25 protein-coding genes are annotated in these 22662 nt (G+C 68.8%); 9 read left to right on the top strand and 16 right to left on the bottom strand.

The window, feature by feature from the left end; all coding sequences use genetic code 11:
* Window positions 1–4: 4 nt before the first annotated feature.
* The 7 genes from AB4Y79_RS01055 to AB4Y79_RS01025 all read right to left on the bottom strand — a co-directional run bounded on the left by AB4Y79_RS01055 (window position 5) and on the right by AB4Y79_RS01025 (window position 4777).
* Window positions 5–697 carry a PASTA domain-containing protein gene (locus AB4Y79_RS01055; RefSeq protein ID WP_441857963.1) on the bottom strand — a complete coding sequence of 231 codons (693 nt, stop codon included), beginning with the start codon at window positions 695–697 and terminating at the stop codon, window positions 5–7.
* A gap of 52 nt (window positions 698–749) precedes the next feature.
* Window positions 750–872 carry a hypothetical protein gene (locus AB4Y79_RS01050; RefSeq protein WP_441857961.1) on the bottom strand — a complete coding sequence of 41 codons (123 nt, stop codon included), beginning with the start codon at window positions 870–872 and terminating at the stop codon, window positions 750–752.
* A gap of 492 nt (window positions 873–1364) precedes the next feature.
* Entirely contained in the window at window positions 1365–1913 is a 549-nt protein-coding gene (locus AB4Y79_RS01045; protein ID WP_441857959.1) for a DinB family protein, read from the bottom strand.
* Between the two features lie 37 nt (window positions 1914–1950).
* On the bottom strand, window positions 1951–3306 hold the full coding sequence (locus AB4Y79_RS01040; protein WP_441857957.1) for an NAD(P)-binding protein: 1356 nt from the start codon (window positions 3304–3306) through the stop codon (window positions 1951–1953).
* A 12-nt stretch (window positions 3307–3318) separates the two neighbouring features.
* Window positions 3319–3729 carry an arsenate reductase ArsC gene (locus AB4Y79_RS01035; RefSeq protein ID WP_441857955.1) on the bottom strand — a complete coding sequence of 137 codons (411 nt, stop codon included), beginning with the start codon at window positions 3727–3729 and terminating at the stop codon, window positions 3319–3321.
* Window positions 3726–4430 carry an aquaporin gene (locus AB4Y79_RS01030; protein ID WP_441857953.1) on the bottom strand — a complete coding sequence of 235 codons (705 nt, stop codon included), beginning with the start codon at window positions 4428–4430 and terminating at the stop codon, window positions 3726–3728. The genes AB4Y79_RS01035 and AB4Y79_RS01030 overlap by 4 nt, the downstream gene beginning before the upstream one ends.
* Window positions 4427–4777 (bottom strand): metalloregulator ArsR/SmtB family transcription factor, encoded by a 351-nt coding sequence (locus AB4Y79_RS01025; RefSeq protein WP_441858295.1) that lies wholly within the window; start codon window positions 4775–4777, stop codon window positions 4427–4429. The genes AB4Y79_RS01030 and AB4Y79_RS01025 overlap by 4 nt, the downstream gene beginning before the upstream one ends.
* 148 nt (window positions 4778–4925) lie before the next feature.
* On the opposite strand from AB4Y79_RS01025, the gene map reads away from it, so the two are divergent.
* A complete protein-coding gene (map, locus tag AB4Y79_RS01020) occupies window positions 4926–5699 on the top strand; it encodes a type I methionyl aminopeptidase (protein WP_441857951.1) in 774 nt (257 codons plus the stop codon).
* 62 nt (window positions 5700–5761) lie between these two features.
* On the opposite strand, the gene AB4Y79_RS01015 is transcribed toward map, so the two are convergent.
* Entirely contained in the window at window positions 5762–6661 is a 900-nt protein-coding gene (locus AB4Y79_RS01015; protein WP_441857949.1) for an SGNH/GDSL hydrolase family protein, read from the bottom strand.
* A 144-nt stretch (window positions 6662–6805) separates the two neighbouring features.
* Window positions 6806–7324 (bottom strand): GNAT family N-acetyltransferase, encoded by a 519-nt coding sequence (locus AB4Y79_RS01010; RefSeq protein WP_441857947.1) that lies wholly within the window; start codon window positions 7322–7324, stop codon window positions 6806–6808.
* Window positions 7325–7476: 152 nt separating this feature from the next.
* On the opposite strand from AB4Y79_RS01010, the gene AB4Y79_RS01005 reads away from it, so the two are divergent.
* On the top strand, window positions 7477–7941 hold the full coding sequence (locus tag AB4Y79_RS01005; RefSeq protein ID WP_441857944.1) for a DUF7793 family protein: 465 nt from the start codon (window positions 7477–7479) through the stop codon (window positions 7939–7941).
* Between the two features lie 192 nt (window positions 7942–8133).
* The gene (locus tag AB4Y79_RS01000; protein ID WP_441857941.1) at window positions 8134–8595 is read left to right on the top strand and encodes a hypothetical protein; all 462 of its coding nucleotides are present in this window, start codon (window positions 8134–8136) and stop codon (window positions 8593–8595) included.
* Here the strand turns inward: AB4Y79_RS01000 and AB4Y79_RS00995 are convergent.
* The 6 genes from AB4Y79_RS00995 to AB4Y79_RS00970 all read right to left on the bottom strand — a co-directional run bounded on the left by AB4Y79_RS00995 (window position 8564) and on the right by AB4Y79_RS00970 (window position 17602).
* A complete protein-coding gene (locus AB4Y79_RS00995; RefSeq protein ID WP_441857938.1) occupies window positions 8564–10540 on the bottom strand; it encodes an amino acid transporter in 1977 nt (658 codons plus the stop codon). The two genes, AB4Y79_RS01000 and AB4Y79_RS00995, sit on opposite strands and share 32 nt — an antisense overlap.
* A 142-nt stretch (window positions 10541–10682) precedes the next feature.
* The gene (locus tag AB4Y79_RS00990) at window positions 10683–11366 is read right to left on the bottom strand and encodes a response regulator (RefSeq protein ID WP_308930006.1); all 684 of its coding nucleotides are present in this window, start codon (window positions 11364–11366) and stop codon (window positions 10683–10685) included.
* Entirely contained in the window at window positions 11363–13936 is a 2574-nt protein-coding gene (locus AB4Y79_RS00985; RefSeq protein WP_441857935.1) for a DUF4118 domain-containing protein, read from the bottom strand. The genes AB4Y79_RS00990 and AB4Y79_RS00985 overlap by 4 nt, the downstream gene beginning before the upstream one ends.
* Before the next feature lie 69 nt (window positions 13937–14005).
* Window positions 14006–14461 carry a hypothetical protein gene (locus AB4Y79_RS00980; protein WP_441857932.1) on the bottom strand — a complete coding sequence of 152 codons (456 nt, stop codon included), beginning with the start codon at window positions 14459–14461 and terminating at the stop codon, window positions 14006–14008.
* Window positions 14462–14537: 76 nt separating this feature from the next.
* The gene (locus AB4Y79_RS00975; protein ID WP_441857929.1) at window positions 14538–15695 is read right to left on the bottom strand and encodes an ROK family protein; all 1158 of its coding nucleotides are present in this window, start codon (window positions 15693–15695) and stop codon (window positions 14538–14540) included.
* On the bottom strand, window positions 15692–17602 hold the full coding sequence (locus AB4Y79_RS00970; RefSeq protein ID WP_441857926.1) for a hypothetical protein: 1911 nt from the start codon (window positions 17600–17602) through the stop codon (window positions 15692–15694). Before AB4Y79_RS00970 ends, AB4Y79_RS00975 begins: the two co-directional genes overlap by 4 nt.
* 146 nt (window positions 17603–17748) lie before the next feature.
* Between AB4Y79_RS00970 and AB4Y79_RS00965 the strand changes: the two genes are divergently transcribed.
* The 4 genes from AB4Y79_RS00965 (at window position 17749) to AB4Y79_RS00950 (ending at window position 20641) form a co-directional block, all read left to right on the top strand.
* Entirely contained in the window at window positions 17749–18495 is a 747-nt protein-coding gene (locus AB4Y79_RS00965; protein WP_441857923.1) for an ABC transporter permease, read from the top strand.
* Window positions 18496–18603: 108 nt separating this feature from the next.
* Complete coding sequence (locus tag AB4Y79_RS00960; protein WP_441857921.1) at window positions 18604–19191, top strand: hypothetical protein; 588 nt, start codon at window positions 18604–18606, stop codon at window positions 19189–19191.
* Window positions 19192–19338: 147 nt separating this feature from the next.
* Window positions 19339–20082 (top strand): YcnI family copper-binding membrane protein, encoded by a 744-nt coding sequence (locus AB4Y79_RS00955; protein WP_441857918.1) that lies wholly within the window; start codon window positions 19339–19341, stop codon window positions 20080–20082.
* Window positions 20083–20092: 10 nt separating this feature from the next.
* On the top strand, window positions 20093–20641 hold the full coding sequence (locus tag AB4Y79_RS00950) for a copper resistance CopC family protein (RefSeq protein ID WP_441857915.1): 549 nt from the start codon (window positions 20093–20095) through the stop codon (window positions 20639–20641).
* 61 nt (window positions 20642–20702) lie between these two features.
* On the opposite strand, the gene AB4Y79_RS00945 is transcribed toward AB4Y79_RS00950, so the two are convergent.
* Window positions 20703–21248, bottom strand: a complete 546-nt coding sequence (locus tag AB4Y79_RS00945) for a YceI family protein (RefSeq protein WP_026264567.1) — start codon at window positions 21246–21248, stop codon at window positions 20703–20705.
* Window positions 21249–21393: 145 nt separating this feature from the next.
* Between AB4Y79_RS00945 and AB4Y79_RS00940 the strand changes: the two genes are divergently transcribed.
* A complete protein-coding gene (locus AB4Y79_RS00940; protein WP_441857912.1) occupies window positions 21394–21819 on the top strand; it encodes a hypothetical protein in 426 nt (141 codons plus the stop codon).
* On the top strand, window positions 21816–22655 hold the full coding sequence (locus AB4Y79_RS00935; protein ID WP_441857909.1) for a CDP-alcohol phosphatidyltransferase family protein: 840 nt from the start codon (window positions 21816–21818) through the stop codon (window positions 22653–22655). The genes AB4Y79_RS00940 and AB4Y79_RS00935 overlap by 4 nt, the downstream gene beginning before the upstream one ends.
* The last annotated feature ends 7 nt before the right edge of the window (window positions 22656–22662 follow it).

Genomic DNA, 22662 nt, shown 5'->3' with positions numbered 1-22662 from the left:
GAGGTCAGCTTGTCGCCTCGTTGGCAGGTTCTTCCCGCATTGCCCGCAGGCTTCGGGGCCCTGGGGACGGTCGCCGCGGCTCGCGGTCTCCCGCTGTGCCGCCTCTGCCCAACCACAGGATCACCGGCGATCCTATGGGCGCCGTCGCCCCCGATTCCGGACTCTGGTCGGTGACGACGCCGGTGGGCCAACCCGACACCTCCAGGGGCAGGCCGTCTGGGTCGGGGCCGACCGCAACGAATTTGCTGTCCATCAGGACGGCCCGTGCGGAGTCGAGGGACAAACCGATGACATTCGGTACGGTGACTTTTGACTGCCTTCGCCTTCCCCGGGCGGCCTGGGCGGCCAACTCGGCGGCCGCGGCAGCCTCTGCCGCCCGGGCTGTCTGCTCGCCAGAGGTAGGCAGGACGACTCCGGTCGGGATGACCTCGTCAAAGTCCCGCCAGCGTTCCCACGCAGATTGACGGGCGATGCCCAATCGGGCGGCGATTTCCGCCCAGGAGGAGCCGCGGCGACGCGCCGTACGAACGGCCGCGAGCTCCGCCTGATCCAGCAAATACCGCAACTGCCGGACATCACTGAGCGCCCCCAGGGCTTCCACATCACTCGCCGGGGCGTCCCGGGAATCGCCGAACCACGAGCGCAGGCGCTGCCACACCGACTGGCCCTCGCTCCATGGATCTCGTTGCGCACCCATACTGTCAGGATAGCCTGACAGGGCGCCCGCGTCGATGGGTTTGAGTCCGGGATCATGACCGCGTGCCGCCCGGCAGGGCAACGAGCAAAACGATGACGGGCAGATAGAGGAGGAACACCCCTCCCATGGCGGCGATATATCCGGCCGTGTAGCCGAGGATTGTCCCGGTATCCATGATCGCTTCCTACTGCTGGTGGTCAGTGACGGACTCTGCGGAGCCTCAGCCTGCGCCTCGGCCCCGGGCTCTGGCCGGTGACGGAACGTACCCGCCGCCACGACCGGTGGGGCCGGTAGCTGATGGGATCAGGGGGAGTCGGTGCTGCTGCGACCACCGAGGACCCTTTCCTGCGGCGCCGCAATGTCAGCAGAACAACCAGGGTCAGGCCAACCCACACAAAGGCAGCAACAAATATGAGTGCCACTGACTGGGCCGTACTCATGGCAGGGATCGCCGGGAAACCGCGGGGCGGATGAGCGGAAGCTCTTGTACTGAGCGGTCAGCGGTGGACATGATGCCGTCCTGGTTATTCGCGTGGCTACCCCGTTTGGCTGACTGCATAGCGCGGTACATCAAAGTGTCCGCCCTTTGTGACGGCGCGGCAAGAGCGCGGGCACAGAGGCCGGCGGACGGAAAGTGCGGTATAGGCCGACAGCCGCGAAAGACGTGCTACCTGCCTGCGGCCAGGGCCGGGAGCGTGGTCAAGCTCAGCTGCGCACGGTGGTGGCGGTAGTGCTTGGGCGCCCACTCCAGGACGTCCCGTCGGCTCATCCAGGGCTGGAAGTAAGGGTCCCATTGCGTGGGCATGGTCATGCCGCGGTTCAGCGCCTGGCTGTCCGCGCGGCCGTACCAGTGCACAATGATCCGCGTGGTCCGGTCCATCATCCGCAGCATGCCGTGTGGCGTCAGGACCTGTCCTCCGGCCGCGCTTCCCGCCCAGTTCACCCAGTTGTAGGGCCCGGCGCAGGCATTGAGAAGGCGGCTCCAGTTCCGGGACGCCGACGGCGGCAAGTGCGCGAACAGCCCGAGCAGGGGTATCCCGGCAAGTGCGATGTTTTGCCCCAGCGCCATGTGGAAGAGCAGTTGCCGGTTGGTCCACCGCGTTCCGGTCGAGGGCAGGTCCAGCTCGCCGGCTGAGACGTTCAGGATGATGCTCCGGAAGTCGGCCGCGACCCACAGCAGTTCCGCCTTCACGGGGTCGCTGTCGGGTACCGCCATCGGAGCCTCCCTCAATCGGCATCAGCCGGTGCTCACATCATAGATGGACCGTTTCGCCGGTGCGGCCGTGCTGGACACCGGTGGCGAAGCCGATGGTCACCGGCACCGGCGCTCCGCAGCAGCCGTCCCCGGCGGCGGCGTCGTCCGGGATGCTCGTGGAGCAGACGCCGGTTTCCGGGAGCTCGAGTTCCACGGCGTCCGCGGCCTGGGTGTCCCCGGCCAGCGCCGCCGCAATGGACCGGACCTGTTCGTAACCGGTGGCCATGAGGAAGGTGGGTGCCCGGCCGTACGATTTCATGCCGGCCAGGTAGAAGTCCTTCTCCGGCTGGGCCAGGATTTTAGCGCCGTGGGCCGGGACGGTGCCGCAGCTGTGGAAGTCCGGATCGATCAGCGGGCCCAGGGCCTTCGGCGCCTCCACCGCAGGGTCAAGGTCCAGCCGGAGCTCCGACCGCATTGACAGGTCGGGGCGGAACCCGGTGGCGGGGATGACGCGGTCCACCGATACGGCGCGGCCGTCCGCGGCGTGCACGGTCACAGTTCCGGCGCGGGTTTCGATGGAGGCCGTGTGGAAGTCCGTCAGGAGCTGGACGGCCCCGGTGTCGACGGCGGTGCGGAGCCGGGTGCCCAGCTGGCCGCGGGCGGGCAGCTGGTCGGCGTCGCCTCCGCCGTAGGCGCGGGCGGGAGTGGCAGCGCGGATGGCCCAGAAGACTTCCGTGCCGGGGTTGGCGCGGGCCAGGCGGGCCAGGTCAAGCACCATGTTCGCCGCGGAATGTCCGGAGCCGATGACCAGGGTCCGGCGGCCGGCGAACCCGCCGGCGGACACGTCCGGGAGCGGCCCGGTGACCAGCCCCGTGGCACGGGCCCCGGCCTCGCCGGGGACGGGCAGCCCGGAGGCTCCCAACGGCGACGGTGTGGTCCAGGTTCCGGAGGTATCGATCACGGCGCGGGCAAGCACCTCGGTGACCTCGCCGCCGTCGTGCTCTATCCGCAGCAGGAACGGGGCCTCATCCCGGCCCTGGCTGCGGCCTTTGTCCATACCCTGCCGGGTCACGGCGACCACGCGGGCTCCGGTCAGGATCCGGTTCCCCAGTTCCGGTGTGGCTGCCAGCGGTTCCAGGTAGTCGGAAACGATCTGGGAGCCATACGGCAGTGCGGTGGGCCGGGGCGCTTCCCAGCCGTTGCGTTCCAGCAGCCGCACGGAAGCGGCGTCAAGGTTGTACTTCCAGGTGGAGAACACCCGGACGTGCCCCCATTCCCGGATGGCGGAGCCCACCGTGGGCCCGGCCTCAAAGACGAGTGGCTCCAGCCCGCGTTCGAGCAGGTGCGCGGCCGCGGCCAGGCCCACGGGCCCGGCTCCGAGCACGGCAACCGGCAGGGATTCCTGGGATGTCATGCTGGCCACCTTTCAGATCTGTGCAGGGATCAGGGATGCGATGAGGGCTTCCACGCGGGTCTTGATCTCGTCGCGGATGGGCCGGACCGAGTCCACGCCCTTGCCGGCGGGATCCTCCAGGACCCAGTCCTCGTAGCGTTTGCCCGGGAAGTAGGGGCATTCGTCGCCGCAGCCCATGGTGATCACCACGTCCGAGTCCTGCACCGCCTCCGTGGTGAGGACCTTGGGAATCTCGGCGGACATGTCGATGCCCACCTCCGCCATGGCCTCGACGGCGGCCGGGTTGACCTTCTCCGCAGGCTGGGACCCGGCGGAGCGGACCTCGATGGCGCCCTGGGAGAGGGTGGTGAGGTACGCGGCGGCCATCTGGGAGCGGCCGGCGTTGTGGACGCAGACAAACAGGACGGAGGGCTTGTGGCTCATGAGAGCACCTTTCGGCGGGCCGCGGGAGCGGCGGAAGCAACGGGGAGGGAGGGGTAGAGGAAGCGAACCAGGACGAATCCGGCGACGCCGCCAAGGAGTTGGGCCAGGATAAAGGCAGGGGCCGACGACGGCGCGATACCGGCGAAGGTGTCCGTGACGGTACGGGCGATGGTCACCGCAGGGTTGGCGAAGCTGGTGGAGCTGGTGAACCAGTACGCGGCGGTGATGTACCCGCCGACGGCGAACGCCACCCGGTCAGCCCGGCCGGAGCGGACCGCGCCGAAGATGACCAGCAGCAGGCCCACCGTGGCGATGACCTCGCCCAGCCAGAGCCCGGCGCCCGTGCGTTCGTGCGTGGACAAGCTCACCGCGTCCAGCCCGAACATCAGGTTCGCCGCCACGGTGCCGGCCAGGCCGCCGAGCACCTGGCCCGCGATCAGGCCTGCGGCCGTGCGGGTGTCGATCATCCGCAGCGCCCGTTCCACCAGGGTCACCACCGGATTGAACGACGCCGATACCGGCTGCAGTGCCACGATCAGCGCCACCAGCGCGGCACCCGTGGCGAGGCTGTTCTGCAAAAGCTGCAGGCCGACGTCGTCCGGGGACAGCCTGGACGCCATCACGCCCGAGCCCACCACCGCCATGACCAGGAACGCCGTGCCTATGAACTCCGCCGCGGCCCGGCGGACCAGGACGCTCACGCGGCCTGCCCGCCGATCAGGGCGGCCAGGTTCTGCAGGGCCTCGGTGCGGGCCCGGTAGTAGACCCAGACTCCGCGCTTTTCCCGGTCCAGCAAACCCACCTCGTGCAGGATCTTCAGGTGGTGGCTGATGGTGGGCTGGGACAACTCGAAGGCATCGTTCAGGTCGCAGACGCAGGCTTCGCCGCCCTGGTGTGAGGCGACCATGGACATCAGCCGGAGCCGGACCGGATCGGCCAGCGCCTTCAACAGTGGTGCAATGCCTTCCGCGTCCGACTCGGACAGCGGCTCACGCGCCAACGGCGAACAGCACGCGACGGCCTGGACCGGGGTCAACTCCAAAGACATAGACATATATAAATATTTACACTCATCAATGTCTTTGGCAATCGCCGCAATAATCCCGCAGGTCGGGGCAGGCTTCTTGCGGCCCTTCGCGGCAGGACAAATAGGATGGCCCCTACAGCTACTTGCCGCAGATGAAGGGCGCCCCCCCATGATCGAGATCCTTAACCCCGCTGAAGTGGTCCGCGCACGCATAACCGGCGCCCTGGTGGCTGACATCCTGCAGGCCATGAAGAGCCGGGCAACCGTGGGCACCAACCTGCTGGACATCGACCAGTGGACCAAGGAAATGATCACCGAGGCCGGGGCGGAGTCCTGCTACGTGGATTACGCGCCGTCATTCGGGCGCGGCCCGTTCGGCCACTACATCTGCACCGGCGTCAACGACGCGGTGCTGCACGGACTCCCCCACGACTACGCCCTGGCCGACGGAGACCTGCTGACCCTGGACCTCGCCGTCGTCAAGGACGGGGTGGCCGCGGACGCCGCCATCAGCTTCATCGTGGGCGAATCCCGCCCGGCCGGCAGCGAGGCCATGATCGAGGCCACCGAGCGGGCACTCGCCGCAGGGATTGCCGCTGCCGGGCCGAACGCCAAGATCGGCGACATCTCCTACGCAATCGGCCGCGTCCTCACCGATGCCGGATACCCCATCAACACCCAGTTCGGCGGCCACGGCATCGGCTCCACCATGCACCAGGACCCGCACGTGCCCAACATGGGCCGGCCCGGCCGCGGCTTCAAGCTGCGGCCCGGACTGCTGCTGGCGCTGGAGCCCTGGATCATGGCGGATACGGCGGAACTGGTCACGGACGACGACGGGTGGACCCTCCGCAGCGCGACCGGCTGCCGGACCGCCCACACGGAGCACACCATCGCCATTACAGACGACGGCGCCGAGATCCTGACGCTGCCCTCGCCGTAGGAGCTATTCGGTCCCGGCCACGGTGCTGCGGCGCTCCAGGGTATCCCTGCCCAGGGGACGGGTCAGCTCTTCACGAGCTGGGCAGGTTTGATCGCGCTGACCATGGCGGGGTAGTAGCCCTGTGAATATCCGTCAGCGGTGGGGTGGAAGTTGAACTGGGCATACGGGCCGAGGTTGAACCAGGAGGCGGAGGAACCGATTTCGTGGCCCGTGAATTTGGGGGCGACATCCACGAACTGTGCACCGGCGCCCCGTGCCTTGCCCGCGAGGACCGCGTTGAGCTGGTCCGTCCCCTTGTCAAACACCGCTGCGGCCGCTGCTGACATGACACCGCCGCCGGCGGTGACTGTGGTGGATTCCCCGGACGTCGCAAAGAGCCGAGGGTAGCCGAGCCAGGCGATCCTGGCATTTCCTGCGAAGCCGCGGATTGTTCCGACCGTGCCGGCGACATCGACACTGTTCGCGAGGGCGACTCCAGCTGCCGCGGCCGTCTGGCACCCGGTGGCATCCGGCGACGTGTCTGCGGCGCAGGCTGCGATGATCTGGCCGAAGTTGACGTCGTTTCCGCCGGCGGTGAGGGTAACCAGTCCTGTGCTGCTGTTGAGCGCGCCGTCAAAGGACGCCTTGGCCGCCTGCTCGGCGATGGTGGGAATACCCGAGGTTGTTGTTCCAACGGTCGCGCCTGCACAGGCATAGTCGCCGGTGAGGGCCACCGATTGCAGCTGGTCGAACAACGCCACGTCGTCAGGGCCGCCTTGCAGGCAGGCCGGGCTGCCGTACGCCGGATTGACGGTGGCGGTTGGCGCCAACGAGCCCCAGCCGCTTGAGTAGGAGTCCCCGAGATTGACATAGTTGACGGGGACCTGTGCGGCGAAAGCCGGCGCGGATGCCCCCGAGAGGATAAGCGCTGCTGCGGCGGCGGAAGCGGCCGCACTGCGGCGCAAGACTGCGGGGAACTGCATGATGTGCTCCGTACTGTCCTTGAGTAAACGTGTCCCCCGACGCTAGGGCCTGGGCCGGACGCCCAAACAGGGTCCTTGGACCCTGGCAAAGCGTCGACAGGAATTGCCAGCGCACAGATCCTGACGCTGCCCTCGCGGTAGGAGCTATTCGGTCCCGGCCACGGTGCTGCGGCGCTCCAGGAGCAGCGTGTCCTGCCAGTGGCCTGCCTTGGGGCCGTTGCTGATCCGCGCTATCCGCTCCCGGGTTCCCACCACCCGGAACCCGAGCCGCTGGTGCAATACCAGGCTGGCCGTGTTTTCCGGGAAGATGCTGGACTGGATGGTCCAGATGCCGGCGGCCTCGGTGGAATCGATCAGCGCTCCGAGCAGGAGCCGGCCCACGCCCCGGCCATGCGTCTGCGGTGCCACGTAAATGGAGTGCTCCACGAGGCCCCGGTATACCTCCCGTGACGAAACCCGGGATACGGCGGCCCAGCCCAGGACCCGGCCCGCGTCCTCGGCGATCAGCCGGTGCTCAGGCAACCGGCCGGCGTCGAACGCTTCCCACGTGGGCGGTTCGCTCTCGAAGGTCGCTTCTCCCGTGGCGATGCCCGCGGCATAAATCGCGTGCACCGCGTCCCAGTCAGCGGGGCGCATCGGGCGGATGGTTACCGGATTATGCATGGGTCCCATTATGGTGCCGCCGCCGGCCAGTATCTGGCCGTTCATGGACCCCGGATCCATCCCGGGGTAACCTGACCTGCACACAGCCATGGAGTAAAACCTGGCTGACTGCGCCGGCGGGGACGCCGTCGAATCGCATCCGGGGGGATTTGATGACCACACTGGCCCATGCCGATGAAGAACACCGTCCTCCTGTAGGGGAAAACTCCACCCCCGGCCCCGCAGCCTCAGACACCGGCTCGACGAACTTCACCCTCGACGTGGAAGGCGAACGGATTCTCCGGATTACGTTGCGCCCGGGAAGTCGCATAACTGCCGCGGACGGAACTTCTGTGCGGGAGCGTTTACTGACCCTGACCGGAGGCGCGGCCTGCGCGGTCCTCCTGCAGGTCACTGGCGTTGAACATGTCAGCCGGGATGCCGTCCGTGTCTTCAGTGAAGCCGTTACCGTCAGAGCCTTTGCAATCCTCGGCAGCACGTCAGTGGACCGGGTCATCGCCCACGGACGGCGCGGACTGCCCCTGCCACAGTGCCCGAGCAGGTATTTCACAGACGAGCAGGCGGCCCTGACGTGGCTCCGCACGGCCAACCTCCCTGCCGGGTCGTGCGCCTCCTGACGCAGCCTCACCCTGTGCCGACCGCTGCAGAAGGCTGGGACGGCTACCCTGGCGTGGGCCTCCCCGCAATTCACAGGCTGCGCGGGACGGGCCGTAAATAATCCGTCAAAAAATCGCCCCGGCCACCCCGCCCGTGCCCGCGCAGCCCTTTGATGGAGGCATAGCCAGCAGGTGCCGAAGTGAGGAGCTCAGATGCGGTGGGATGATGCGCCGGAGGACCGCGGCAGGGTCAAGTTTGCCGCGGCAGCCGGGGCCGTGGAGGGCTACGGCGGCCGCGGCCTGAACGGGCGTGCCCTGCATCCGGCCACCGGCTATCTCTTCCCCGACCAGGACGGCGAGGGGTGGTGGGTCATCTTCCAACCATGGCCGCCGTCGGGTTCGCACCCGCACAAAGTCCCCGGCGACATCCTTGCCTGCAACGACTCCTACGGCGACATGGTGCACGTGGTGGTGCTGGCAGCCGGCGTGTGGGAGGACGACGCCGAGGCCGCCTTCCGCGCGAACATCCCGCTGACCCTGGGGGACGCCGCCCGGGTTGCGGCCGCGGTGGCGCACGTGGCGCTGCACGAGCACCCCGGGCCCGCACCGGAGCACCCGGAAGGGGCCGCGGCGGAACCTCCCGTCAGCCCACGTGCACCCAAGGGCGCTGCGTGACATCAGGGACGGCCTCGCGCAGGACCTCACGGGTCACCGGCGCGATCTCGCCCTCGCCCAGGAACAGGAACCGCACCAGGTTGGTGATGGGGTTGCCCTCGGTCCAGCGGAAGTAGATGTGCGGCATGAGCCCGGTCACGTCCCTGATGTGCAGGAGCACGGAGGCGATGGTGTTGGGAACCACCGGACCGTGGACTTCGAGGATGTGGTAGCCGTGGCGGTTCACGCCGCGGACATGGAGTTCGGTTTCGAAGTCGGACGAGTCGTCCACAATGACTTCCAGGAACAGGGCGTCGCCTGCCAGCGGGAGGTGGCTGACCTCGATGGCCGACTCCAGCTTGTCCCGGTAGGCCTCCGCTGACAGCCGGAGCGGCTCGTGGGCAATGATCGCGATGGGGCCGTCCAGGGTGCTGGACATGAATTCCAGGGCCTGCTGGTCCAGGTGCACCCGGGTTGCGTGGAGTTCGAAGGAACGCCGGACCCTGGACAGCAGGGAGATCACGATAATGCCCAGGATGAAGATCGCGGCGATCCGAATGCCTTCGGGCCGTTCGAAGATGTTGGCCACCGTGGTGTACGCGAACACTACGGAGATGGTGCCGAAGCCGAAGGTGAGGTTCCGTTGCCCGCGCCGGCGCGCCGACAATGTCACGGCCACGGCGGCGGAGGTCATCAGCACCAGGACGCCGGTGGCGTAGGCACCGCCCTGGGCGTCGACGTCGGCGTTGAAGATGAAGGTAATGACGAAGCCGATCAGGGTGAAGACGAGCACCAGGGGGCGGACAGCCTTGGCCCATCCCGGGGCCATGCCGTAGCGCGGCAGGTACCGGGGAACCAGGTTCAGCAGGCCGGCCATGGCCGAGGCGCCGGCGAACCAGAGGATGCCGATGGTGCTGATGTCGTAGACGCTGCCGAACCCCACGCCCAGGTATTCGTGCGCCAGGAAGGCCAGGGCTCGGCCGTTCGCCTGGCCGCCGGGCTGGAATTCCTGCTCCGGAATCAGGACGACGGTAATGAAGCTGGTGGTCAGCAGGAACACGCTCATGATCACCGCGGCGGTGGTGAGCATGCGGCGGGCACCGCGGATGCGGCCCGCCGGGTTTTCTTCGGTATCGTCCGCTGCGCCCTTGACCTGCGGCATGACCGCAACGCCGGTCTCGAAACCGGACAGGCCCAGCGCCAGTTTGGGGAACACCAGCAGCGCGATGGCCACAGCCATCAGGGGGTTGCCGTGGGATACCCACAGGTTGGTCCACCAGTCCCCCATGGCCACGGGGTGGGAGACCACCTGCATGAGGGTGGCAACCACCACCACGGCGTTCAGGCCCAGGTACAGGACCACCAGGACGACGGCGACGCCGATCGCTTCCTTGAATCCCCGCAGGAACACGGCCGCCAGCAGCGCCAGCAGGACAAGCGTGACAGGCACGTTCTGGTTCTGCAGCCACCCGGGGGCGACCGGGTTGCCGATCAGGTGCGCGGTGGCGTCCGCTGCCGAGAGGGTCATGGTGATCATGAAGTCGGTGGCGGCGAACCCGAGCAGGACCAGCACCAGGAGCTTGCCTCCCCAGCGGGGCAGCAGCCGCTCCAGCATGGCAATGGAGCCTTCACCGCGGGGGCTTTCCCCGGCCACGCGCCGGTAGACCGGCAGCGCCCCCAGCAGGGTCACCGCCACCAGCACCAGCGTGGCCAGCGGGGAGATGACCCCGGCGGCCAGTGCGGCGATGGCCGGCTGGTACCCCAGGGTGGAGAAGTAGTCCACGCCCGTCAGGCACATGACCTGCCACCACGAGTGCTTCTTTTCGTGCTGCGTCGGCACACCGCCGGGGCCTTGATGGGTACCCTTGCTGTCCTGCAGCCCGAACAGCAGCCAGTCCTTGAGCGCCTTCCTGCCGCGTGGGTGGAGCGCGGAAGGATCCGCCGGGGGCCTGCTCAACGTGGTCATGTCTGCCTTTCCGCGCTGCCCTGTGCAACACGATCACTGCGAAGCTAGCACCGGCAAAAATGGCTGACGTGGGAAAAGGGGTTTTCTTAATGATTCCTTTACGCGTGATGTACGACGCCGGCGGGCGGCTTTTTGGGGCACGTCAGGGTTCGAAGCGGTAGCCCATACCGGCCTCGGTGAGCAGGTGCCGCGGCCGGGCCGGGTCCGTCTCCAGTTTGCGGCGCAGTTGGCCCATGTAGACGCGCAGGTAGTGGGTTTCGTTCTCGTAGCCGGGGCCCCAGACCTTCCGGAGCATCTGCTGCTGCGTGATCAGCCGTCCGGGGTTCCGTGCCAGCAGTTCCAGGATGGCCCATTCGCGGGGCGTGAGCCGGACCGGGTCTCCGGCACGGGTCACCTTCCGGTTGGCCAGGTCCACCTCGAAATCCCCCACGTCGATGGCCGGACCGTTGTCCACCGCTTCCGGGGTGCCGCTCCGGCGCCCGGCTGCGCGCAGCCGGGCCAGGAGCTCGTCCAGCCCGAACGGCTTGGTCACATAGTCGTCTGCGCCGGCGTCGAGGGCCCGGACCTTGTCCACGGACCCGTGCCGGGCGGAGAGCACGATGATGGGCATGCTGCTGGTGCGGCGGATCCGGGTGATCACGTCCACGCCGTTGATGTCCGGCAGGCCAAGGTCCAGCACCATCACATCCGGATGGCCGCCCTCCGCGTGGTGCAGGGCGGATGTACCGTCCAGCGCTGTGAGCACCCGGTAGCCTTCCGCTTCCAGGTTCACCTGGAGGGCGCGCAGGAGCTGGGGTTCGTCATCGACGATCAGGATGGTCCTCATGACGTGCTGCTCCCTGCCGGCCGTCGGCGGTCCGGGGATGCGGAGCCAGCGGAGAGCGGCAACCTGATGATCATTGTCAGTCCGCCGCCGGGGGTCGGTTCGGCCACCAGCTGGCCGCCCATGGCTTCCGTGAAGCCCTTCGCGACGGCCAGGCCAAGCCCGATGCCCAGCCCTTCCGGGGCGTCGTCAAGCCGCTGGAACGGCTGGAACATCGCGGCGGCCGCGGCAGCGGGCACACCCTGCCCGTGATCGACGATGCGCAGCTCGCCGAACCGGCCGCCGTCGTCGTCCGTCCGCCTGGGCCCGGCCGAAACGCCCACGATCACGACGTCCGACTCCGGCGCGTACTTGAGCGCGTTCTCCACGATGTTGGCGATGACCCGTTCCAGCATGCCAAGGTCGGCGTCCACGGCGGGCGTGCCGGGGGCAAGGTCAATCCGGATCCTGTCCGCCGGGAGGCCCCGCAGCGCGTCCTCGATCGCATCGCGCCACGTGACCGGTGCTGTCAGCGGGGCCGCCGAACCGCTGGAAATGCGGGACATGTCCAGGAGGTTGGAGATCAGGGCGTCCAGGCGCTCGGTGTAGGACTCGATCGTGGCGAGCATCTCGGCCTGCACCTCCTCGGGCAGCCTGCGGCTTTGGCGGCGCAGGGCGGTGACGGCGAGTTTGATCCCGGCCAGCGGGGTGCGCAGGTCGTGGCTGACGGCCCGCAGGATGGACGTGCGGACGCTGTTGCCCTCCGCCAGTTTGGTGGTGCTTTGCAGCCTGCGCTGCAGGGCCTGGCGCTGGCGCAGCAGCAGGATGTGGGCGCCGTGGGCGGAGAGGAGGAGGCGGTCCCCGGCGGTCAGGGTGCGCCCCGAGAGGACCAGCGCCGTCCGGTCATCAGCCAGTTCCACGCTGTCCGTCAAGGCCGCGGCGTCCGGAGCGGGCGGCGGCAGGGCACCCGAGAAGGCCTGGAGCTCCCAGGCACCGGTGCCGTCACCGGCAACGGTGAACAGCCCCGCCGAGCGGACCTGGAACGTTTCCCGGACCTTGTCCATGAACGCGGCCACGGTGTCATCGGCAAGCAACGCGTCGCGGGCCAGGTCCGCCAGGGTGGCTGCCTCGGCGCGGGCCCGGGCAGCTTCCCGGGCCCGCCGGGCGGACAGGCCGACCACCAGGGAGACCGCCACCGCCGCCGCCAGGAACACCGCCAGGGCGAACACGTTTTGCGGGTCCTTGATGTTGAATGTTCCCACCGGGTCAGTCTCGAAGAAGTTCAGCAGCAGCGAATCCAGGACCGCCGCGAGCACGGCCGGCCACAGCCCGCCAATGAAGGCCACGGCCATGACCCCGGTCAGGTGCACCAGTGCGTGGGTGGCGAGGTTAAGGTCCGGGCTGGCGGCCAGGGCAGCGGTCAGGAGGACCGGAAGGACGACGGCGAGGACAAACCCGACAGTGGTGCGCGTCCGGCCCAGTGCTGCGGTTGCGGGCCTGGGCAGGCCGGCGCCGCCCTGCGGCCGGGACACGATGTGCACGTCGATGTCGCCGGAGCCCCGCACTACTTTGGCGCCGGCTCCGGCGCCAAGCAGCCGGCTCCACAGCCCTCCGCTCGAGGCGCCGATGACGATCTGCGTTGCATTGACGCTGCGGGCGAACTCCAGGAGCGATTGGGCCGCGTCCTGCCCCGAGACCGTGTGCCAGGTTCCGCCGAGGTCCCTGACCAGGCGCTGCTGGGCGTCCAGTGCGTGGCCGGACTCGGCGGTGCCGCCGTCCCCCCGCCGAACGTGTACGGCCAGCAGGTCGCCGCCGTGGACCCTGGACAGGATCCGGGACGCCCGCCGGATGAGCAGTTCCCCGTCCGGGCCGCCGTCCAGGCCAACCACCACCCGTTCGCGTGCGGGCCAAGTGGCGGTGATGCCCTGGCTTTTCCGGTAGGTCGCCAGTCCTTCGTCCACGCGGTCGGCCAGCCAGATCAGGGCGATTTCGCGCAATGCGATCAGGTTGCCCAAGCGGAATCCGTTGGCCAGGGCCGCATCTATGGCGTCCTTGGCGACCACCTTTCCATCGGCGACGCGCTGGCGCAGCAGCTCCGGCGGAATGTCCACCAGCTCGATGTGCTCTGCCCGCCGCACCACGGCGTCCGGCACGGTTTCACCGCCTGGCTGATCAGTGATGGCCGCGACGGCGTCCCGCAGCGACGCCACGTGCTGGACGGTAAGGGTGGTCAGCACGTCCGTCCCGGCCGCCAGGAGTTCCTCGATGTCCTGCCAGCGGCGCCCGTTCCGGCTTCCCGGGGCGTTGACGTGCGCATAGTCGTCGACGACGGCCACCTCCGGGCGCCGGGCCAGCACTGCCGGCACGTCCAACTCGGCGCCCCCTGCTCCCCCGGCGCCGGGCACCAGGTGCGGGGCAACGGCGTCGAGCCCGTCAAGGAGCAGCGCGGTCTCGGTCCTGCCGCGGTCCGCGGCGACGCCGACGGCCACGTCCCGGCCGCACGCCGCAAGGCGGTGCGCCTCACGCAGCATGGAGTATGTTGTGCCGGCTCCCGTTGCCGCGCCCAGGAAGATGCGAAGCGTTCCCCGTGCCATGTTCACAGTCTTATCCCCTCCGGCCACCCGGACCAACTCCCCGGGCTGCCGGCCGCCCGCAGGTACAGGCTATTCCACCCAGCGGAGCAGCCACACGGTCGTGGCGGGCGGCAGGTACCCATCTTGGAGGACGCCGCTGCTGATCACAACGATCCCCTCGGGCACCGGCACGGGTGACCGGCCGAAGTTGGCAATGCAGTGCCACCCGTACGGCCGGCTGAAATGCAGCAGCGCGTCGTCCCGGGAGTCCTCCCAGTGGACGTAGTTGAAGGACTCCAGTTCGGTCCGCCACGCAGAAGCCGCGCGCAGGAAGTCCCTCCGGCCGCCGTCGCCACCGCTACTTGCGTGGTCAGGACCCCGGTGGTCCGGGTTCCTAGGACCCGCGTGGTCCGGGTCCACGGGATCCGCGTCCTCAGGGCAGGGCAGCGCCAGGTTGAGGAGCAGGACGGCCCGGATCCATTGTTCCGCCAGGCTGCGGTCCAGCGGAGGCTGCCGGAGGGCGGCCCGCACGTTCAGTGAAGGCAATCTGTACTCGATTCTGTAGGAAGACCCGCTCGCCGCAATGTTGCCGGCGCACGCAAGGGTGGAATGCCGCGGTGGTTCAGCGCAGGGACCGCTGGATGGCCAGGCAGGCGGCGCCTTTGCCCCAGAGGTCGGCGTCGGCAGGCGCCACCTTGAGCCGGGGCAGGAAGTCGCCGCCCTCGAGCGCATACTCCCGAAGGGACGCCGCCAACCGGCCGGCCAGCAGGTCGTAGGCGGCGGAACCTTCGCCGGTGATGACTACCAGTTCGGGGGCGGCGAGGTTGCATACCACCGCCAGGCCCCGCCCGATCCAGCCGCCTGCGGCGTCGAAGGCTGCCCGGGCGGCGGCTCCCCGCCCGCCCTGGCCGTCCCGGGCCAGCTGCATCGCCGCGCCCACATCCGCGGTGCCGGCGGCGGCGGCGATGGCTGCGTCCCCGGCGAGCGCTTCCAGGCAGCCCCGCCGGCCGCAGCTGCACAGCGGGCCGTCCGGAACCAGCGGGATATGGCCCAGTTCCCCGGCGGCTCCCTGGGCTCCGCCGTACACCTTTCCGTCGAACACGAGGCCCAGGCCGATGCCGGGCCCCAGGGTGACCACGGCGAAGTTGCGGGCGTTCCTGCCGTCGCCGAACAGGTGCTCGGCCACGGCCAGGGCGTTGACGTCGTTGTGGACGGTGACGGGCAGCGCGATCTGTTCCGATAGGGGTGTTGCCACGTCCACCCCGCGCCAGCCAAGGAGCGGGGAAAAGCGGCATGTCCCGGCGTCGGGATCCACGTGCCCGCTGACCGCCACCCCCACGCCCAGCGCTTTTTCCCGCGCGCCGGGCACCGAGTCGAGCAGCCGGTCCACCAGCGCGGCGACGGCCCGGAAGGTGTCCGCCGGCACCAGCGGAACACCCACTTCCTCGCCCCGGGCCAGCACGTTCGCGCCCAGGTCCGTGACGACGCCGGAGATGACCTTGGGACCGATCTTGATGCCCACCGCGGTGTGTTTGGTGGCTACGACTTCGATCAGGCGCTCGGGCCGGCCGCGGCCGTTGGGGGTGGTGGGCGCCTCCACGACGTACCCCTGGTCCACCAGCGGCCGGAGTGTCCGGGCGATGGTGGACGGGTCCAGGGATGCCTGCCGGGCAAGCTCCACCCGCGAGATCGGTGCATGCCGAAGAACCAGGGAAAACAGCCCTGCCCGGTGCGGATCCCGAAGGGCGGGAACCCCGAAGGCCTGCGTCGGTGTGCTCACATGTCCAACTCTATCCAGTTCAGGTTGATGGCTCCCTTGTCCGTGGCGCCCCTGCCGATGGTGACCAGGTTCAGGCCGGCGTCGAGCGTGATGGTGCCCTCGGCCACGCCCCAGGTGTCCCACGACGCCAGTCCCGGGAAGCTGACGTGGACTGGGCCGTCCACGGTGGAACGGTCCGCCTTTTCGGCGGTGACCGTCATGGTGCTGGTATCGCCGGTGGCATTGGCATACCGGTAGCGGATGGCGTAGCTGCCGCGGTGCGGCACCTGGACCGCGAACGTGACCAGCGGGTCCGCGCTGCCGGAGCCTGCCTGGAGCCCGTCCACGAAGCCGTTGCCGTCGTATCCCGGGTGGTTGTTGTTGAAGCCTGCCCCTCCACCCCAGGCTGCGAAGGCCGCCGGGTACCGGGTGGTGCCGTGCATCTTCGGCGGCGTGACGCGGAAGATGGCTGAGGCGTGCGGGGCCAGCGCGGCCGTGGCCCGGGAGTCCATGCCCAGGTTCCTGTGCTCCCAGAGGTCCCGGACGTTGCCCCCGGTTGCCAGGCCGAGGTCCTTTACGAAGTCGATGGTCTTGGTGACCGTTTCGGTGTCGCTGCGGTTGAAGAGCGCAATGCCCCACGAACCGTCCGGGAGCTGACCGGCCCAGCGTTCAGTGTCACGGGAGCCCGGGTCCTTGGAGAACGGGGTGGCGGACCGGTAGAGGGGCTTGCCCACCAGGCCGTCGGCATTGAGCTGGAGCACTTCCTTGTTGGTGTACACCCAGGCGTTGTTGCCGATTTGCTGGTAGGTGTCAGCGATGGCCAGGGGCGATCCGGCCGCGACCATCAGGTTCATCATGGTCTTGCGTTCCTCGTCGCTGGCAAAGGTGCTGGCGCGCATGAAGTCGCCGTCCAGGATCAGCTGGCCCCTGCCGTTGCGGTGGGACCAGCCGGTGAACCCGCAGAACGGGTTGGCCCAGTTGGGCCACGCGTCCTGCCAGTTCTGGCGCATTCCGCTCAACCGGTCCCAGCCGCCCTTGTCGGCGTCGGCATTGATCCGCACCAGGTCGCCGTTGGCCAGTTCCGCGGAACCGTCCTGGAACATGTGCGGCATGACGAGCGAAACTTCCATGTCCTCGCCGGCGGCCTCGTTGATCCAGGAGAGGGCGAGTTCGTAGTTGGCCCGGCCGTGCGGGGCGTTGACCTGCCCGATGTTCGCGTCCCGTCCGTCCTCGTACCAGGAGAGGAAGTCGATTCGCAGGTAGGGGACGCCGAGGTCCTTGAAGTAGCGCACGTAGCCCTGGACGTATTCCTTGGCGCCGGACTTGGTCACGTCCAGCCAGTACAGCTGGTTTCCGCCGATGTCCCGGGCGAAGAAGTCCCCGGGCACCACCAGGTCCGCGATCCTGACGTCGGGCCGGCCCAGGACGGTCTTGGAGGCGTCTTCGACGGCGGCCCGGTGCACCCAGAGCGGGTTGTAGTAGACACCCAGTTTCATCTTTCGCGCGGCCAGGTACGTGGCCCAGTAAGCCCAGTCGTTCTGCCAGGAATCGTTGTAGCTGGTGATGTAGCCGTTGGCAGTGGTGCGGCTGGAGCCTTCGATCCAGCCGTCCGTGCAGGCGATGTCGTAGCCGAATTCGGCAAAGTTCCCGGCCAGCCAGTCGATGTTGGCCTTCCACTCGCTTTCCGGGATGGGGGCGTTGTGCGGGAACGAGTAGCCGTAGATGTTCCAGTACCTGGGGCCGGCACCGCTCCGCGTGAACACACTGTTCCGGCTGGCCAGGCGCAGGGGTGGTGCAGCGGTCACGGGGACGCCCGGGCGTGCGGTGACGGCGGTGGAGGCCTGGGCGGAGGTGGCCATGCCGAGGGCGTAGGCGAGGGTGGCGGCGCTGCCTGTGGTGAGCAGGGTGCGGCGGGACAGGTTCATCATCGATCAGTCCTTTGGGAGGGAGGTTGGGGCACACAAAAGTATTCACGGGCTATATTCGTGCGTCAAGCATTTAATTAATTGCGACGCCGGGACGGCCGTCGGGCGGGCCTGGCACGGGGAATCCACGAGGTCAGTAAGCTGGGCAGATGCCCGACCTTGCCGCACTGGCCCCCACCCTCGCGGCCATCGCCATCCTGGCGGCACTCACGGTGGGCATCCTCTGGGGCTCGCGCACGCCGTCGTACCTTTCCCCCGCCCTGGCCATCCTCCGCGGCGTGCTGCAGCTGGCGGTCATCAGCCTTGTCCTGGGAGGGGTGATCACCAGCCCGGTATGGGTGGGCCTTGCCCTGCTGGTGATGTTCTCCGTGGCGTCCGTGACGGCTACGCGGCGGCTCAGCTGGTCCTGGCGGCGGTTTGCCGTGGTGGCCGCAACCATGGCGGCCGGCATCCTGGTGACGGTCGCAATCGTCTTCGGCACGGGTGCCATCGAATTTTCGCCGCGCTACGCCCTGGCCGTGGGCGGGATCGTGATCGGCAACTCCATGACCATCGCCACGCTGGCGGGCCGCCGTTTCGTCGAGGCCGTCCTGGAGCAGTGGGACCAGGTGGAGGGCTGGCTGGCGCTGGGCGCGACACCCCGGCAGGCCACCCTCATCCAGGCCCGGCAGGCGGTGCATTCGGCGCTGATCCCCTCCACGGACCAAACCAAGACCACCGGCCTGGTCACGCTTCCCGGCGCATTCGTGGGCGCCATCTTTGGCGGCGCTTCTCCCCTGGAAGCCGGTCGGTTCCAGGTGGTGGTGCTGGCGTCCATCATGGCAGCAGGGTCAATTACCGCCGTCGCGTTGATCCGTTCGCTGGGCAACGTGACAGTCCGGCCCGACCCGTTGTAGGGCTGCGCGCCGTCACGGCCCGGAAGCACGGGGCGCCGATTACGTGCCAGGGTGTTGCTTTCCCTAAAGTGGTACCGGGTAATCAGTGGAAGAAGGGTGGCGATTGGCATGAGCGCGCCGTTCCGCTTCCCCCGCGCCTTTGCCTTCACGGTGGCAATGTTCGCCCTCGCCGCGGGAGCCCACGTGCTGGCCCGCGGCGTGTTGCCCCAGCCGGCCATCGTCGCCGGCCTGTTTGCCCTGGTCCTGCTGCCCGTCATGGTGCTCGCGAAAATCCGGGTCAACTCCCCCGTGATGGCCGGCCTGCTCATCGGCGGCCAGCTGCTCCTCCACGAGGCCTTCAGCACCTTGTCGGCTTCGTCCGGCTTCACGCCGGCTCCGGGAGCCCACGTCCATCCGGGTGAACCGCTTGCCGCGGCAGCAGTGGCCGCGGCCCCGGATCACCTGCACGCGCCGGACACGCTGATGCTGGTCCTGCACGCCGCGGCCACCGTGTCCACCGCCCTGGTGCTGGCCCGCGGCGAAGCGGCCGCCTGGGCCCTCGCGGCCTGGCTGCGGCCGCTGATCCGTATCCTGACGGCGGCGTTCCTTCCCGACTGGCCCCAGCTTCCCGCTCCGCGACGCGTTGTTGTGGTGCTGCGCGCCGACGTCCTCCGGCTTCCCGCACTCCGCGGTCCGCCGCGCCCTGCCGCCTCCTGAGCGGCACCTGAACCCACCATGCTGCCCCGGGCCCAAGGCGATGCCCTTGGACCGCTGCCATTGCGCGCGCCCCGGTCAGCCATGCCCTCGCGCCCGGCCGCAGCCGCGGGCCGCCCTGGCGCACCCATACCTTGTGAAAGCGAGATCATGAACACCTCAATCCGCCACACCGCCAAAGCCTTCGCCGCCATCACCGCGGCCGCCGGAATGCTCGCCGCAGGCGCCGCCGCCGCGTCAGCCCATGTCTCCGTGGACCCGGACGACACCGGCGCCAACGGCTACTCGCACCTGACCTTCAACGTCCCCAACGAGTCCCCCACCGCCAAGACGAACAAGCTTGAGGTCAAGCTGCCCACCGACACACCCTTCACCTCCGTCTCGGTCAAACCGGTGGAGGGCTGGACCGCGCAGGTCATCACCAGTGACCTGCCCAAGCCGGTAACGGTGGCCGGCGCCACGGTCACCAAGGCACCCACTTCAGTGGTCTGGACCGCGGACGAGGCCCACCAGTTGGGGCAGAACCAGTACCAGGCGTTTTCGCTCTCGGTGGGCCGCCTCCCGGCCGAGGGGACCACGGTGGTGCTGGAGGCCGCCCAGGGTTACAGCGACGGGACGGTGGTGAACTGGAACGAGCGCAGTGCTGACGGGCAGCCCGAGCCCAAGCACCCGGCCCCCTCCTTCACCACCACAGCCGAGGACGGCACCGCGGCGCACACCACCCCGGCCTCGGCTGCCGCCTCAACTGCTCCGGCCGCCTCGGATGCCATCGAGCGCACCTCCGATGTGACCTCAATCTGGGGCGTTGTCCTCGGCGCTGCCGGGTTTATCCTGGGCGCCGCAGCCCTGGCACTGGTGCTGGCCGGCCGCCGGTCCCGCGCGGCAGCCAAGTAGCAGGCCCCGGATGTTTGCGAATCTGCTCCGCTGGTTCCGGCGCTGCCTGCTGATCCTGGCCGTGGCGGCATGTTCGGTTGTCCTGGCTGTGCCCGCACAGGCGCACGATGTGCTCGAATCCAGTGATCCTGCGAATGGATCGTCCGTTCCGGCGGTTCCCAGCCAGATAGGACTGACGTTCGACCGCACGCCGATGGGCATCGGCTCGGTGATCCAAGTTCAGGATGAGACCGGCACGGACCAGGCCGACGGCGCCGTCACGATTGTCGACAACCATGTCACCCAGGCGGTTAAGGCCGGCGCACCGGCGGGCAAATACACGGTGATCTGGCGGGTGGCTTCCTCCGATGGCCACCCCATAGAAGGAACCTTCACGTTCACGGCCGGCGCCGGAAACTCCAGTGCGGCGCCGTCCGCAGCTGCTGCTGCCGCCGCTTCCGGCGGGCCACAGGCAGGCGTGATCATTGCCGGCGGGGCCGCCGCCGTCCTGGTCATTGGCTTGGCCGTCGGGGCTGTGCTGGTGCGGCGGCGTCTCCGGAGCGCGGAGTCCGACGCCTGACGAGGCCATGGGCCTGGCCAAGCCGCCGGCTTGGCCAGGCACCGTCGGGTAGGTCCCTGTATCAGCCCTGCTTCACGAGTGCGGCTTCGAGGTTGATCTTCACCTTGTCGCTGACCAGCAGGCCGCCGGCCTCGAGGGCGGCATTCCAGGTGAGGCCGAATTCCTTCCGGCTTATCTCGGCTTCGGCGGAGAAGCCGGCCCGGGTGGCGCCGAAAGGATCCACGGCAACACCGGTGAACTCCACCTCGAGCTCCACGGGCTTGGTGACACCCTTGATGGTCAGGTCGCCGGTCAGGGTGTATTCCTCGCCGTCACCTTCGATGGCGGTTCCGCGGAACGTCATCTCGGGAAACTTCTCGACGTCGAAGAAGTCCTCACCCCGGACATGCGCATCACGGTTGGCGTCTCCGGAGTCGAAGCTGGCCGTGGCCACGGTGGCGTGCACGGTGGATTCGGCCAGGGACTCCCCCACCCGGGCTTCGGCCTGGGCATCGGTGAAGCGGCCACGGACCTTGCTGATCCCGGCGTGCCGGACGCTGAAGCCGATCTCGCTGTGGGACATGTCCAGGGTCCAGGTTCCCGGGGTGAGTTGCTGGGGAAGGGTCATGGTCATTCTCCTTGCTCGTAGGGCCGCAGGCTTCGCTGCCCGCTATGGGCGCAAGGTTGCGGATGATCCTAAATATTCCGCATCGAACCCGCATTTATAAGGGGGCCGGGTGAACCGGAAGGGAACTTCGGGCGTATACATAAGCGTGGCACTAAGACTATTTACCGCCCTTGCGTTGTTCATCGATGCCGGCGTACACCTGTTCCTGGCCCCGGGCTACCAGAACGCCCAGCCGGGCACCGTCAGCCAGGGCACCCTGTTCCTGCTGGAGGCCGCGGCGGCGCTTGTGGCCGGAATCTTTGTCCTGCTCCGCGGCAGCCGGGCAGCTTATGCCGTGGCCCTGCTGGTGGCACTGAGCGCCTTCGCGGCCGTGATGCTGTACCGGTACGTTGATATCCCGGCCATCGGACCGATCCCCGCCATGTACGATCCCGTCTGGTTCTTCTCGAAGACCCTCAGCGCCGTCGCCGAGGGAGCCGGGGCCCTCCTGGCCGCCGGGGGACTGGCGCTGGCGTCCGGGAAGCGGCGCTCCGGCGTCGTGAAGCGCCGCGCGACGCGTCCCGGCACGTGATTCCCCGTCCGGATTCCGCGGCACGCCGGTGGCCCGGGTCGGCCGCCGTCGTCAGTGTGCGGGCGGAGGCGGCAGGGCCTCGCGGTGCGGCCGGGCGTGCCGTCCCCGACGCACTGGCCGCCCTGGCCGCCTACGGTTTGTTGGCGCTGTGGCTGTCGTCCTTGTCAGCCCCCGGATTTCCCCTGCAACTGGCAGGCCTGGGCGCGGGTGCGCTGGTCACGGGCGCGGCGGCCGCGTCCGTGCTGCGGCGGGCACCCAGGTTCTCCACTCCGGCCGACCGCCTGACGCTGCTGCGCGCCGTCCTCGCCGCCCTCTGTGCCGCGCTGGCGGTCCCCCAACTGTTCACGGGGCCGCGGGCGGACTTGCTGATTCCGGTCCTGGGCGGGCTGGCCTTCGCGCTGGACGGGGTGGACGGGGCGGTAGCACGGCGGACCGGGCTGTCCTCCACGGTGGGGGCGCGGTTTGATGCGGCCACCGACGCCGGGCTGGTCCTTGCGTTATCCGTCGCGGCCGCTGCGCGGGTGGGGCCGTGGGTGCTGGCGATTGGGGGCATGTACTACGTTTTCGTGGCCGCCGGACGCTTCCGGCCCCACCTCCGCGGGTCACTGCCGCCACGTCAGTCCCGGAAGGCAATCGGGGCGTTCCAGCCGTTCGCGCTGCTCATGCCGCTGATTCCCGGCATCCCGGCGGGGGCCGCGGTGTCCATTCCGGTTGCGGCCCTGGCACTGCTGGCGTTTTCCTTCGGGCGGGACGTGGTCCAGCTGGAGCGTCGTCACCGTGCAGTGCTCCTGGAATCCCGCGCAGCCAAGGCCGGCGCCGGACCGATCACTCCCTGAGCTGCGC

Source organism: Pseudarthrobacter sp. YAF2, from assembly GCF_052113345.1.
Taxonomy (GTDB): Bacteria; Actinomycetota; Actinomycetes; order Actinomycetales; family Micrococcaceae; genus Arthrobacter.
This window is presented reverse-complemented; position numbering and strand designations above follow the sequence as displayed.